Genomic DNA, 14,415 nt, shown 5'->3' with positions numbered 1-14,415 from the left:
TACTATCAAGAACTAATTGGGTAGCTGGGATTTCCAAGTCAAACAATCAATAATAGGTCCGATGAAGCTGATTAAATCAAGATAATAACAATTAGCAAGTCTTAATATAGACTGTATGGCATTATTATCATGTATAAAGTTGGATTTTTGTGCAAAAGTAATCTTATTTTTACAATTATTATGGTCTCAGTTTCCAATTTATTAATTAAACTTGCTCGTCGCCTATTCAGCAATCCGCAGGAACAAGATAAATTTATCAATGCTTTACTATCTCCTCAAGATTTTGGTTCATGTATTCTCTGGTGTCGGCAAAAACCGCAGGATATGGATTGGGAAATCTTACCAGCAACTTCTTGGCAACCTGATTTTATTGAGCGAATAGCAGCTGGAATTAAACCAGGAAGTCATCCTTTTCATCAACAAGGATATTTTTATTGTTTGGATTTTTCGTCAGTTTTTGCTGCATCGGTTTTGCAGGTAATTTCTGAACCGATTCATTGCATTTTTGATATGTGTGCAGCACCTGGAGGTAAGGGGATTTTTGCCCAAACTCTTTTACAAGCTAATTTATTAGTCAGTAATGAGGTGATTGGTAAGCGAATTGGAATGTTGATGGCTAATTTAAAACGCTGTCAAATTCAACCTGTGGCAGTAGTAAGTCGTGATTCAAGTTTCTGGGCAGAAAATCTGGTTAATTCCAGTGATTTAGTGATTGTAGATGCTCCTTGTTCCGGACAATCTTTATTGGCAAAAGGGGAGAAAGTACCAGGATGTTTTCATCCAACAACTATTAATAAAAATGCTAATCGCCAAAAGAGAATTTTAGCTAATTCGGCTCAGTTAGTTACACCCCAAGGTTATTTGGCATATATGACATGTACCTATTCCCAGGAGGAGAATGAGGGAGTTTGTGAGTGGTTTTTAGAACGCTTTCCCAATTTTCAAGCTATAAATGTTCCCCATTTACAAGCATTTCAATCCCATTTGTCTGCTGTTCCTTGCTATCGTATGTTTCCCTTTAGTCAATTGGGTGCGGGTGCTTTTACAGTTTTATTTAAGAATACAGATCAAAATAGTCAAAATATTGGTGCTGTTAATTATTTAAACTGTAAGGTTTTGAATGATTCTGGTGTCAAAATATTGTTTCAGAATTAGAATTTACCCAGGAAATAACAGGGAATAACTATTGATTTGATGCCAACTATACTATTCTACGAAAATTTTGATGAATTTTATTTCCCTGTTTAACTTAATATAAAAGCGCTGAAGCACAACTACCTGCCTTTTTTCACCCATCACATCATGATATGCTGGAGTACTCGCTCTACGTGTAGACCTATAGTAACTTCTTACCAATATAGCTATACAAATTTAACCGCGTCCAACGAAGTACGCGGCTAAAAATAGCGAAATTGAGTGGAAAAAGTTTTAATTAGAGATACTTTGCGAGAGTATTAGCTAATGTTGTTTTTGGTACAGCGCCAACCACCATATCCACTTTTTGTCCACCTTTGAAAATCATCAATGTGGGAATACTGCGAATTCCGTATTGGCTGGCGACGTTTGGGTTTTCATCAGTGTTCACTTTAACAACTTTGAGTTGCCCTTCGTATTGTGCGGCTATTTCATCGACAACGGGGGCGACCATCCGGCAGGGACCGCACCACGGTGCCCAAAAGTCCACGAGAACTGGGACATCGCTGTCGATTACTTCCTGCTTAAAGGTAGAGTCCGTTACTTGTGCGGCTGCTGACATGCCTTGAAACCTTTACCTATAAATTGTTTTTGATTTTTGTGAAAATTTTACCACAGCTAAAACCCTTGATTCTGAATTACATATATACATTTGTTGAGAGTTTTAGATTTTATTTACATCTGGGAATGATAAGTTGGATTGGGCAAAATATCACAAAAGGAACCGCCCGAACATTGTCCGGGCGGAGTGTGGTGTGAGGAGTGAACGGAAACATGCGTCTCCGCTATTTCTATTGTAGGCGAGATATGGGATTTTTCCAGTACTTGTTTAAGAGTCTGGAAAAAAAACTTTAAGGGGTGAATGGTGGCTCTGGAAAAAACAACCCTGTTAGGAAAACTTAATACAGTTTTTGGTTAAGGATGATTACTTTGACGAGGTATCTTCAAGATGACAAAATCTTGATAGAGCCACAATCCCCAGAAATGTGTTGACAAAATATTTTTCCCGCTACTGGTGTTGTTTAGGGAGTTTGAGACGTAGTATTGCTACGTCTCTACAACATTCGTCTGTCGTGTCGCATTATTTTTCCAATTGGTATTACTTACCCATGCCTAATTGTTGGGCTTTTTGATAAACCTTTCCTTCCGTTAACAACGATGGAGCAATGACAACTTCCACTTGTTGCATTTCCCGAATATTTTTAGCGCCGAGAGTACCCATACTGGTTTTGAGCGCTCCTAGGAGGTTATGGGTACCGTCATCCAATCCAGCAGGACCACGGAGGATTTGTTCTAAACTTCCTGTTGTACCTACCTGAATCCGTGTTCCACGGGGTAGAACGGGACTAGGGGTTGCCATACCCCAGTGAAAACCGCGTCCAGGGGCTTCTGCTGCACGGGCAAAAGGCGAACCAATCATTACACCATCGGCACCACAGGCAATACATTTACAGATGTCTCCGCCGGTAATTAAACCACCATCGGCGATTACTGGTACGTATTTACCTGTCTCTTGATAAAAATCTTCACGGGCAGCTGCGCAATCTGCGATCGCAGTTGCTTGGGGCACTCCTACACCTAATACACCCCGTGAGGTACAAGCAGCACCGGGACCAATTCCGATTAGGACACCAGCTGCACCTGCTTTCATTAATTGCCAGGTGACTTCGTAGGTGACACAATTACCCAATACTACAGGCATGGGCATTTCTTGACAAAATTGAGCCAGATCCAGAGGGGTGACATTCTCTGGAGATAGGTGGGCTGTGGAAACAACCGTTGCTTGGACGAAGAAAACATCCGCACCAGCTTCAGCAACGGTTGTACCGTATCTACTTGCAGCAGCAGGGGTGGCACTAACTGCGGCAATCCCACCTTGTGCTTTAATTTCCTGGATGCGTTGAGCAATTAATTCTGGTTTGATGGGTGTCGCATAAAGTTCTTGCATCAGGGGGACAAATTCAGATTTGCCCACCGAGGCAATTTTTTCTAAAACAGGTTCAGGGTTTTCATAGCGGGTTTGGATTCCCTCTAGGTTTATGACACCCAATGCACCTAGTTTCGATAGCTCAACTGCCATTTTCACATCGACAACACCATCCATTGCGCTGGCAATAATTGGTATTTCCCGTTGAATATTGCCAATTTGCCAGGTTGTATCAGCCAATGCGGGGTCGAGGGTACGATTCCCAGGTACTAGAGCAATTTCATCGATTCCATATGCTCTGCGAGCTACCTTTCCCCGCCCAATTTGAATATCCACGCTCTCTATGTTCCCAAAATTCTGTTTAAGCTAGGTTATCAAATTGTGGGGTACTTTTGACAACATTTTTCCATTTCTATATTCTATACTCTTCCACTAGTTCTTGCCGTAGTCGAAATAGGATTGTGTCTTTGGGTACTTGGGACAGGATTTCTTTGATGACGGTGCTTGCTCCGAATTGCCCCCAGGAACAGCCATTTTCTAGGTATACTTGGGCTGCTTTACCTACAGTGTAGATGCCGTAGCCAGCAATTGCCCCTTGAGCGATCGCACTACTAGCAAATGCGGTGAGGTTGACGGGGTTGTCTCCGGATGCGATCGCGGCTGCACTTTTACCAACTCCAAAGATAATGCTTGTCCCGACTTCCCCTAGGAGTAAACCACCGGAACTAAATAAAATTGTTTGTAAAATTTTACTGGCTTGGTAGCCTGTCATCGGTAAACCGTATAATTTGGCTAGGGAGCGAATTAAAGTTAGGTCTGCGATCGCTCCGGCAGCTACGTCTAAAATCACTACTGGGTTTAAAGCAACTGCCAGGGCTTTATATTTGGTAAATTGCCAAATCAGGTTTTCAGCTTGTTCGCTGCGTAAATCAATGGTTTTTTTGGCGATGCGTGCTTCCGTTTCCCGTGCCTGTAATAATGCATTCAGGGCGAGTAAGGACCTTCCTTCCCGATTCAAAATTTTCAGGATGGTTTGCCGTAAATCCTCAATTTGGGCTGGGGGTGTTTCCCATTCGTAGTTAACCATACCATCGGCATATTCAACCCGGACTTCGATGGGCGCTGGTTCCGCAGCCACCATGACGATTTCATCGGGTTGTAATGGTTGTTCTAAGGGGTTTCCTGCTCCTAACAGTTGGAGATTCCGATAAATAGTTTCCCGGTCGGTGTCAGGATACAAGTCTATCTTGTTAAAAACGAGAATTAATGGTTTTTGGGATTTACGTAGTTCTACTAGGGCTTGGTACTCAGTCCGGGTGATATCTCCTGCCACGATAAACAGAATTAGGTCTGCCTGTTGCGCCACATCCCTCGCCATTTGTGCCCGCACATCACCACCAATTTCATCAATACCCGGTGTATCAATTAACTCGACCTGAATTTTATCACTGGGAACCCATTGCACCGACCGGGGATATTGGGTGACTCCATTTAATGGACCTGTTTGTAGGACTTTTTGTCCTAACAAAGCATTTAGTACCGCCGATTTTCCCCGACTCACCAAGCCAAAAGCCGCTATTTTGACCAAGTGACGTTCTAATTTACTCAATACTGTATTGAGAATTTCCAACTCCGGTTTCACTACCCCAGCTAACTCCACATCAGCTGCTGACATTCCCGGTTTACGAAGATTAGCATACCAAGATAGGGCTTGACGGAGACTGGCACGGGCACGGTTGAGGTGGGTTTCTTGCAGATTATTGACCACGGGATTTTCAACAACGGGATAACACGAGACTTTTAGTCTATCAAAATCAAAATAATCGATATATTATCTTTATAACCCACATTCTGCACCCCAAGTGTCTCCGGATGCTGATGGCATTCCGGCGCAGCGATATGTAATATACAAGCGAAATAAAAGCCGTCCTAGAAGAACGTAGCTCTAATAGCGTTCAGGGGCTGTAACCGTTGATTATCCTAGTTTCATTTATTGCAAAGTACAAGGGAATTGATATAATACCGTTTTATTTTGAAGTTGATGCATGTAGGAAGCTTTTGGGAGCAGGGTCAGAAAATGTATCAAAATTTGAGTGAATAGTATAAACCCTGTTTTTCCAGTAAATTTGCTGCCATTGTTATTGAGATAACAACTGAAACCAGAGCTTCTTTCAACCCTTGCCAACCCCCCATAAAGAAAGGCTAACTATCAGCATCAAATCTCGCTAATAGCTAGCCTGGAGCAACCAGGAACGCTTTACAAGAGAACTTATTCTCGCCACCTCAAAAATAACCGGGTATGGGTCAAAATCGCGATTTCGGTATCCTCTCGGAAAGGTTATGAACAAATGTACTGCATATATTTGTTCTAGTCAAGCAGTGAATCAAAATGTCATAATAGGCGTGCATCACTGATGTTTGGTTGTACAGAGGACTGACCTATTGAAAGTATATGGATATACACCAAGCAGTTAGCTATTCTGATGGGAAAGAATCTCTGCCCATAGTGATAAAGCTGAATCAAAGGGTATTTCGGCGATTTGAACAGCCCAAACCCGATTGTGATTAATGTATTAATTCATTAAACTTTCCTGCTTTCTACTCAGAACAGACGTGATATATCGTGTCCCGACCTACTCCTTTTTTTTAATGACTATGGAAAATCAGAACTCAAACAAACTGGGTAAAAAAAGACTAGATGCAGCATTAGCGATCGCCACCTACGCAGTCGGTAGTGGAACAGCATCCGCAGCACCGACACCGGGAGGGGAATTACCGAGACAGTTACTGTTAACGGCATCGGATATTTTGATGTATACAAGAATTTGGAAAACCTATTTTGAGGAGGATTTAAGCGAAAAAAACGTCGTGGAAATCCTCACCGAACTAGGTTTAGTTAGTATTGTCGGAGCGGGTGCAGCTTACATTGCTGGGAAAGCCACCACTGCGGCTTTAAAAGAATTAACCAACCTCCTGGGACCATTGGGGTGGGGTTTTACAGCAGCGATCGCAGGTTCCTTTAGCGCTCTGTTTGGTGCGATGTGGACTCTTTACTGTGACAATCTATACTTGCAGCAAAACCCATAAAAAGAAAAAACCTGATTTTTGTTTGGTAGTCAAATGCTGAATATTCCTGAATATCTTGCAACAGAGCTAAATCTCAAACCGTTTCAAGTGGAAAATGCTTTAGCATTATTTGCGGAAGGTGCGACGATACCGTTTATTGCTCGTTATCGGAAAGAACGTACCGGGGAAATGGATGAGGTGCAGTTACGGGATTTGTTGGATCAATACAATTATTTGACGGAATTAGAAGCACGGAAGCAGACGATTTTAAATGCGATCGCCGAACAAGGTAAACTCACCGATGAGTTACAGGCTAAGATTGTTGCTTGTTTACAAAAAAATGAGTTAGAGGATTTATATTTACCCTATCGTCCGAAACGTCGCACAAGAGCAACAATTGCACGGGAAAAGGGGTTAGAGGGGTTAGCGGAATTTATCAAGGGTTTAAACCAAAAAAACGCAGCTGTGGTTCCCTTGGAAGGGGAAGCGAGGAAGTATATCAATCAGGAACAGGGTGTTACTAGTGTTGAAGATGCTCTCGGGGGTGCTGCGGATATTTTAGCGGAGGAAGTTGCAGAAAAAGCCCTATTACGAGCTTATATTCGGGATTATTTGTTCACAGAAGGGGTGTTTGTTTCCTGGATCAAAGAAAAATATCCGGAAGGAACGACCAAGTATGAGATGTATCGCAATTTTCAAGCTAGTGTAAGTAAAATTGCTCCCCATAATTTACTCGCTTTGTGTCGGGGTGAAAAGGAAGGGATTCTCAGTTTTGAAATTAGTTATGATGAGGATGTGGTTTTATCCTATTTGGAAAGTCAGGAAATCAAAACAAAACATCCCCCTCTACGCAGTTTCTATCAAGCAATGCTCAAGGATGCATTTAATCGCTTGATGAAGACTTCTTTGATGACTGAAGTGATTGCGGAGAAAAAATTGGCTGCGGATATTGCTTCAATTCAGACCTTTGAGGCTAATTTACGGGAGTTGTTATTATCTGCACCTGCGGGGATGAAACCAACTTTAGCGATTGATCCAGGGTTTAGAACTGGTTGTAAGGTTGCGGTGTTAGACCAGACGGGGAAATTTTTAGAATATCAGGCAATTTTTCCCCATCAAGCAGTTGCACAAAGGGTAAAAGCGACACAGGATTTATTGGATTTAATTCAAAAATATCACATTGAATTGATTGCGATTGGAAACGGAACTGCATCACGGGAAACCGATGAATTTGTCACGGAAGTTTTGCAAAAGTTAGAGAAAAAACCGATTAAGGTGATTGTGAATGAATCGGGTGCATCCATTTATTCAGCTAGTAAGTTAGCCGCAGAGGAATTTCCTGATTTAGATGTGACGGTACGGGGTGCAATTAGTATTGGCAGACGTTTACAAGACCCGTTGGCAGAATTGGTGAAAATTGACCCCAAGTCGATTGGAGTCGGACAATATCAACACGATGTAGACCAAAAGTTATTGAAAAAGAAACTGGATGAAACCGTTGAAAGTTGTGTCAACTATGTGGGTGTGGATTTAAATACAGCCTCGAAAGAATTGTTGACATTTGTCTCTGGAATTACTGCAAATGTGGCGAATAATATTGTCACCTATCGCAATGAAAATGGTGCCTTTAAAAATCGTCGTCAACTTCTGAAAGTACCGAAACTAGGAGCAAAAGCCTTTGAACAAGCAGCCGGATTTTTGCGGATTCGAGGGGGAGAAAATCCCCTGGATAATACTGCTGTGCATCCGGAAAGTTATAAATTGGTGGAAGCGATCGCCCAGGATTTAGGAGTACCTTTACATCAAGTGACTCAAATTGCTGAAAAGCTGAAACAAACAGATTTAAAAAAATATGTAACAGAGACGATTGGAGAACCAACTTTACGGGATATTCTCCAGGAATTGGAAAAACCTGGACGAGACCCCCGTGCAGAATTTAAATATGCCACATTTCGCGAAGGAATTAAGGAAATCTCTGATTTAAAAGTGGGAATGGAATTAGAGGGAATTGTCACAAATGTGGCGAATTTTGGTGCATTTGTAGATATTGGTGTTCACCAAGATGGTTTAGTCCATATTTCCCAACTTGCTAATACCTTTGTGGATGACCCGAAGAAATTTGTCAAGGTGGGACAGGTTGTGAAGGTACAGGTTTTGGAAGTAAATGAAAAACTGCGACGGATTGGTTTATCGATGAAAGCCGTGAAGCAAAATTAATCGCGGGAAAATTGGTTATGGAAACCAAAATTATCGTACAGATGTAGAGACGTAGCAATGCTACGTCTCTGTATTCCAGAATTATGCCCAAAAATGGTTCAACAATCATTTCCCACCCTATCCTAGCTGTAGCGAATTTGGAGGATTAAGCGACTTTGGGAAGTTGGTGGTTTCACACGGTGGATACAACTGGGGTCCTCTGCAAACCCAAATCCAGCAGCACCGAACACAGAAATAGGAATGCGATACTTCATAGGAGTCGCTGCGCGATACTCCACAGGAGTCGCTGCGCGATACTCCACAGGAGTCGCTGCGCGATCGCAAAAATATTTGCTTATGGTTTGCGGCTTAATAATATTACCAGAAAATCGCAGTTGCCAGGGAGTATAAATACCATGACTTGTTTCTATATATTCATGGGGTCCTGACTCCCCATCCATCACATCGGTGATATAGAAATTTAAGGTCAAGGATTCTTCTCCTACTACATCATAATGCCAGTTGGTCGGTGCATATTGCTGATATACTTCCGTATCTGTGGGGGATACGGGGAAACTCCAGGTGAGATGGGTAGTAATTTTGCTGGGAGAATAACCCAGAAAGCTGGTTGCTAAAGCGAGGGATGAATCATGATAGGTAATTGTCCTAATTGCTACACATGTTTGTGTGTTGGTCACTAATCCTCGGTAAATTTTGGTATTTGTTTTCACTTGCTTGTACTCATGAGCATAAAAACTAATACCAGATTTTTGCTTCGGGTCAACACAGGGATTAGATTGAGCAAAATGTAAAATGTCTTGAACCAGTTGCGGATCTAAATTTAATCCACAATAGACTCCTTTTTGTTGCAGGATGGAGGTAATAGAGGTGATATCAAGTGGATGATTATATACACAAATATCTTGAGTAATGGGAGGGTAAAATCCGATGGATTTTCTGTGTAATTGTTTCTGCTTTTTATACTGACTAATCAGCTGACGATACCACCGAAATCGAGCTAGTTTTTGCAAATGGTGATTGTTTACTCTTTGGGTAAAGTCGGTATTCTGTTGAAGGCTAACCATCGTTAACAGTGCTTGTGCTTAGGTAATATCTATGATGGCTAGGTTTTTGATGATTGTCCACATCGCAGAAATATGGTGGTGTTGATCAATTCTTTTAGGAAATACAATCAATTTTTAGCTTTTGTGGGGATATCTATGGATGAATCACTGATATTTTTTGACTCAATTCGGAGTAAACGGGAAACTCAAGGTATAAAATAAAACTATTATCTTGGACATTGTTCCGTGATTTAATGATAAAAAATAATAAAATGGAAAAACTAGAACGCTATCGCACTTGTATCAAACAATTACTAACTGATTATGCCAGTCTTAGTCCTTCAGATGGAGAAGCGGAAACAGAATTAGTATTTGACACAGATCGAGACCATTATCAAGTTGTATATACGGGTTGGAAGAATCGCAAGCCAATGTATGGTTGTGTATTACATCTGGATATTAAAGGTGAGAAGATTTGGATACAGCACGATGGTACGGAAATTGGTATTGCTGATGAATTAGTGAAATTGGGAGTACCAAAGTCAGATATTGTTTTAGCATTTCACGAACCTTTGATAAGGTGGTACACGGGGTTTGCAGTGGGTTAAGAGAGAATCAATTGGTATCTATACTTTACTTTGCTGCACCTACCCGTAGGGTAATCAAAAATCGCTCACCTATCCTCATACCAACTCGCACGCCAAGCAGCTTCTGCTTCGGCAATTGAACGTTCCCGCAGTTTATTTTGATAATCCCGCTTTAACTTTTGTAGTTGCATTGTGATATTGCGAATATTTTTCCGTTCATGGGAAAGACTGGAATCGGCAAATTCGATTTCAGCTAAACGAAGGTTAATAATTGTAATTGGAGTAAATTGGGATTCCTCCCCCTTTTGTTCCTCATCCATCTCGATGACTAAATTGAGGAGATTGGGGGGACCGGGAATAACTTCAGTGGCAGAATCGGAAGCGGAATTGGCCACATTTAAAATTGGTTCAGGGATTTTCTTGGACAAAATTCCTGCTTTTTGGAGAGTTAAATTCGCCTCATGGGAGGTTTTTTTAATGGTTTGTTGTGTAGCGAATTCAATACTTTGCTGCCACTTGAGTAAATCAGTGGGATTTGTTGATTCACTCGGAAAGGGTAAAACCCGCAACAGGTGTCCAGGAATAACAATTTTACGAGCTTGGCGAAATTGGCGACGTAAATTATCTATCACTTTTTTTTGTTTTTCCTGACTGGAGTCCAGTTGATTTTGATTTTCTTCCTCCCCATTTTCATCCTCATCTAAGGAATTATCTCCTGTCAATTCACCATCAAAATCAATATCCTCAACCTCATTAATTTGGGAAATATTCGCAATTTTGATAGTGGGTAGCCCTGATTTCTCAGCATCATCACGATTATTACCCAAGGATTGATCGGCAGAACCAATCGCTTCCACAATGGCCGCAGATAGGGATTCTAAAATCGAAGCTTCCACCCCAGTTTCGTCAGGATTATTTTCCGGGTTGACATCGGAATTTTCGCTAACTTCCCGGTCGGTTTTCGTGTATTGCATGAACTTCGCAGCAGTATCGCTACCAATTTGGCGAATCGATTGCTGTAAACTTTGGCGTTGACCCAGAGAAAGAGCAAGAAAAGCCTCTGGATATGCTTGGGTGCAAAGATGATAGGTAGCAAGAATTAATTGTTGGCGTACAGCAGCACCCAGTGCGGTAAAATAGCGTGTGTAGTTACTATGTAATTGAATTGCGATCGCACTTATTTCCGCTTCTAATGCTTTAATATCTTGTTCAATTCGTTCAATTGCTCTGACCATATCACTTTCTTATCCAGATATATTGTTTTCGGCTTCTCCAACACACACCACAGATTGACTCAAATTTACTTTACTCAAAAAAATAATCAAAAATTAATCAAAATAAAAATCTATATAATGCAAGAATTAGGCAGGATAGAAATTCCATGAATCTACCCTACCTGATACATGTTGAAACATTGGTTATAAGCGTTTCTCACGAATAAGCCATAGGTGTCGAGCAACCAGTTGATTTTCTACAACTCCTACTCCCCACCCCCTGACTAGAAAGGGAGTAGGAAATAGTGGGTAGTGTAGACATGTAAAGGCTTCTCTTGAAGATGGCTACTCCCTAAAAGTTTTCGGAATTTGTGAGAAACCCGAAGGTTAAAGGTTTGAGTTTGATTAATTTAATCACAAACTCATCCTACTTACTTCTTACCCATTTGAGCTGCTACCTCATCAGCAAAATTAGTCTCTTCTTTTTCGATACCTTCACCTAAAACGTAACGAACAAAACGACTAACACTGATTGTGTCGCCTAATTCAGCACCAGTTCGTTTAATCAGCTCTTCCACGGTAATACTTTGGTCACGAATATAGGGTTGATCGACCAACGTCATTTCCCGTAAACGCTTATCAATCCGACCTTGGACAATTTTTTCTTTGATGTTTTCGGGTTTATTACCGAGGTCATCCCGTCCCATTTCAATCGCTTTTTCCTTAGCGACGATTTCGGCAGGAATTTGCTCAACATCGACAAATTCTACGTTTGGACAAGCTGCAATCTGCATAGCGATATTGCGAGCTAAAGCGCGAAACTCTTCGTTAGCTGCAACATCAGATTTTTCACAACTTAACTCCACCAGCACTCCCACACGTCCACCAGTGTGAATATAACTATCAATTACCCCCGGTTTGCCATCTAATTTGTAATTGATAAAGCGACGCACTTGCATATTCTCGCCTAACTGGGAGACTAGTTGCTTGATGTAATCTTCCACTTTGAGGTTCGAGTCCTCGATGTATGGTTGAGACAGGAGTGCATCCACAGAATCTGCATCAGCAGCTTGCTTACTCAAATTTTGCACCATGACTTTAAACGCGTCATTACGTGCCACAAAGTCAGTTTGGGAGTTAACCTCAATTAACACTCCCACATTACCACTGTCGCTAATATAAGTATCAACCAATCCTTCTGCTGCAACCTTTCCGGCGGCTTTATCCGCTTTGGCAATACCCTTTTGTCGTAACCATTCGACGGCTTTTTCCAGGTCTCCGTCGTTTTCTTTGAGTGCTTTTTTGCAGTCCATCATACCTGCACCTGTTTTTTGGCGCAGTTCCTGGACTAGTTTTGCAGATATTTCCGCCATATTGCCTCAATTCCTACTCGACTAATAATTACACATTTAGTCCTGATTTGCGGCCGCTTCCTAACGGTTATCAACTCTCACATTGGCGCAAGCCTTGCGTCGGAGTGTATAACGTCAGGGATGATTGCAGACTAGCCATGACAATCTACGGACTCAAGACAAGTTTTAAGATAACAGCAACCACATCAAATTTATCCTCAAGATTCTCAATTTTAAGCAATCAAAGTGAAAATCTTGGATTCAGAAATTAGTGGATTGAAATTGCTGAGAAAAAATAGTAAGCATTTCTATCTTACTCAGGAATGGGAGCAATATCTCACTGAGCCTGTTCGGCAAAAGGTACTGTTTCCCTCACCCATAAGGAAAAATACTTACTACCTGCATTTCTCATTCCTATCGTGGTCAGTATTGAATAACGGATTGATTTTCCTTCTGACTTGATGCAGAGGGAGTAGGCTTATATTTCTCACAAGGGAGTGATAAGCCTTGAATGGTGGATTTATTTTCCTGCTACTCCCGTACAGACGCGATATATCGCGTCTCTCCCCACTCCCTTCTCGCTGAAAGTTTGAGGAGTTTGTGAGAAATCCGGGTAGGGAATAGTCTGTAGGAATGAGCTATTTTCTGGTTTGATTGTGTCCCAACGTTCTCTAAGAGAAGGCTGCGTCTAGATGTGTTGCTGACACCAGAACCCACGAAAGTGGTTTTTCCCACTTGCTACTCTCGACTCACTTTCAAGTCAGGGAGTAGCCTACATGTAATGCTGACACCAAAACCGTAGATGCGCGTACACCGCTTCTCTTTGAGATGAAAATGGTTTTTTCCTAACCCTTTTTCCCCACTTCCTACTTACTACTCCCTAACTCTCCTCAATTTTAATTCTGAGGAATGTAGAGGAATGTAGGAGTTGACTGTTCCGATTGACAATCAACAACTAACTAGAAAAAGATGACAAACTCCAGAGACTGTAAGCCCAATTATTGTTCGTTGTCGTCCTCGTCACCGATGTCATATTCCGAGTAATCTGTTTCGTCGTACTCGTATTCTGCACTTTCGTAATCTTCGTAGTCGTCTTCCACTTCCAGTTGTCCGTGACGACCTTCGTAAATTGCGTCAGCAAGTTTACCAACAATCAATTTAATCGAACGAATGGCATCATCGTTAGCAGGAATGGGAATATCAACAACATCGGGGTCGCAGTTAGTATCCAACATGGAAACGATGGGAATCCCTAACTTTTGACATTCCTGAACCGCATTATATTCGCGACGTTGATCGACGATAATGACGATATCGGGAACCTTACGCATGGTTTTAATTCCCCCCAGATACTTCTGTAACTTCGCCATTTCGCGACGTAGCATGGAAGCTTCTTTTTTGGGTAATAGATCCAAAGCACCACTTTCTTCGCGACGTTCTAAATCCTTGAGACGATCAACACGGGTTTTGATGGTTGACCAATTGGTTAACATTCCCCCTAACCAGCGTTGGTTGATGTAGTGCGCACCGCAACGGGTTGCTTCCTGAGCGATGATACCCGCAGCTTGACGCTTTGTTCCCACAAACAGGAACTTTTTCCCAGCTTCTGCTTGCGATCGCATGAATGCATAGGCTTCTTCCATCAACTGGGCTGTTTGGACTAAATCGATGATATGTACACCATTACGGGAGGTGTAGATATAGGGACTCATCTTGGGGTTCCAGCGTCGGGTTTGATGTCCAAAGTGAACCCCTGACTCCATTAATTGAGCCAACGAAACTACTGCCATATCAAATTTTGCTCCTATTCGGGTT

Annotated in this window: 11 protein-coding genes; 4 read left to right on the top strand and 7 right to left on the bottom strand. The window is 41.8% G+C overall.

The features are described 5' to 3' along the window. The first annotated feature begins 180 nt into the window (after window positions 1–180). Window positions 181–1,155 (top strand): RsmB/NOP family class I SAM-dependent RNA methyltransferase, encoded by a 975-nt coding sequence (locus tag CDC37_RS17545; protein ID WP_096626363.1) that lies wholly within the window; start codon window positions 181–183, stop codon window positions 1,153–1,155. Between the two features lie 277 nt (window positions 1,156–1,432). Here the strand turns inward: CDC37_RS17545 and trxA are convergent, their stop codons facing one another. The 3 genes from trxA to CDC37_RS17530 form a co-directional block, all read right to left on the bottom strand. Next, window positions 1,433–1,756 (bottom strand): thioredoxin, encoded by a 324-nt coding sequence (gene trxA, locus CDC37_RS17540; protein WP_096623611.1) that lies wholly within the window; start codon window positions 1,754–1,756, stop codon window positions 1,433–1,435. Between the two features lie 537 nt (window positions 1,757–2,293). Further along, a complete protein-coding gene (locus CDC37_RS17535) occupies window positions 2,294–3,457 on the bottom strand; it encodes a GuaB3 family IMP dehydrogenase-related protein (protein ID WP_096623609.1) in 1,164 nt (387 codons plus the stop codon). Between the two features lie 76 nt (window positions 3,458–3,533). Beyond that, on the bottom strand, window positions 3,534–4,889 hold the full coding sequence (locus CDC37_RS17530) for a GTP-binding protein (protein WP_231943101.1): 1,356 nt from the start codon (window positions 4,887–4,889) through the stop codon (window positions 3,534–3,536). An 887-nt stretch (window positions 4,890–5,776) separates the two neighbouring features. On the opposite strand from CDC37_RS17530, the gene CDC37_RS17525 reads away from it, so the two are divergent. Both CDC37_RS17525 and CDC37_RS17520 read left to right on the top strand, forming a co-directional pair. Next, window positions 5,777–6,208, top strand: a complete 432-nt coding sequence (locus tag CDC37_RS17525) for a hypothetical protein (protein ID WP_172892794.1) — start codon at window positions 5,777–5,779, stop codon at window positions 6,206–6,208. A gap of 33 nt (window positions 6,209–6,241) precedes the next feature. After that, window positions 6,242–8,404 carry a Tex family protein gene (locus tag CDC37_RS17520; protein ID WP_096626357.1) on the top strand — a complete coding sequence of 721 codons (2,163 nt, stop codon included), beginning with the start codon at window positions 6,242–6,244 and terminating at the stop codon, window positions 8,402–8,404. Window positions 8,405–8,526: 122 nt separating this feature from the next. On the opposite strand, the gene CDC37_RS17515 is transcribed toward CDC37_RS17520, so the two are convergent. Then, window positions 8,527–9,468 carry a hypothetical protein gene (locus tag CDC37_RS17515; protein ID WP_096623607.1) on the bottom strand — a complete coding sequence of 314 codons (942 nt, stop codon included), beginning with the start codon at window positions 9,466–9,468 and terminating at the stop codon, window positions 8,527–8,529. Between the two features lie 251 nt (window positions 9,469–9,719). Between CDC37_RS17515 and CDC37_RS17510 the strand changes: the two genes are divergently transcribed. After that, window positions 9,720–10,055, top strand: a complete 336-nt coding sequence (locus CDC37_RS17510; RefSeq protein WP_096626355.1) for a XisI protein — start codon at window positions 9,720–9,722, stop codon at window positions 10,053–10,055. Between the two features lie 65 nt (window positions 10,056–10,120). Here CDC37_RS17510 and CDC37_RS17505 read toward each other — a convergent pair whose 3' ends face one another. The 3 genes from CDC37_RS17505 to rpsB all read right to left on the bottom strand — a co-directional run bounded on the left by CDC37_RS17505 (window position 10,121) and on the right by rpsB (window position 14,390). Next, window positions 10,121–11,269: a hypothetical protein gene (locus CDC37_RS17505; RefSeq protein WP_096623605.1), complete on the bottom strand. Its 1,149-nt coding sequence runs from the start codon at window positions 11,267–11,269 to the stop codon at window positions 10,121–10,123. Between the two features lie 410 nt (window positions 11,270–11,679). After that, window positions 11,680–12,621, bottom strand: coding sequence for a translation elongation factor Ts (gene tsf / locus CDC37_RS17500; protein WP_096623603.1), 942 nt, complete (start codon window positions 12,619–12,621; stop codon window positions 11,680–11,682). Between the two features lie 977 nt (window positions 12,622–13,598). Beyond that, complete coding sequence (gene rpsB, locus CDC37_RS17495; RefSeq protein ID WP_096623601.1) at window positions 13,599–14,390, bottom strand: 30S ribosomal protein S2; 792 nt, start codon at window positions 14,388–14,390, stop codon at window positions 13,599–13,601. Window positions 14,391–14,415 lie beyond the last annotated feature (25 nt).

This window comes from Calothrix sp. NIES-3974 (assembly GCF_002368395.1).
Lineage (GTDB): Bacteria > Cyanobacteriota > Cyanobacteriia > Cyanobacteriales > Nostocaceae > NIES-3974.
Note: the sequence above shows the minus strand (reverse complement) of the source record. Positions and strands in the feature narration are given on the sequence as shown.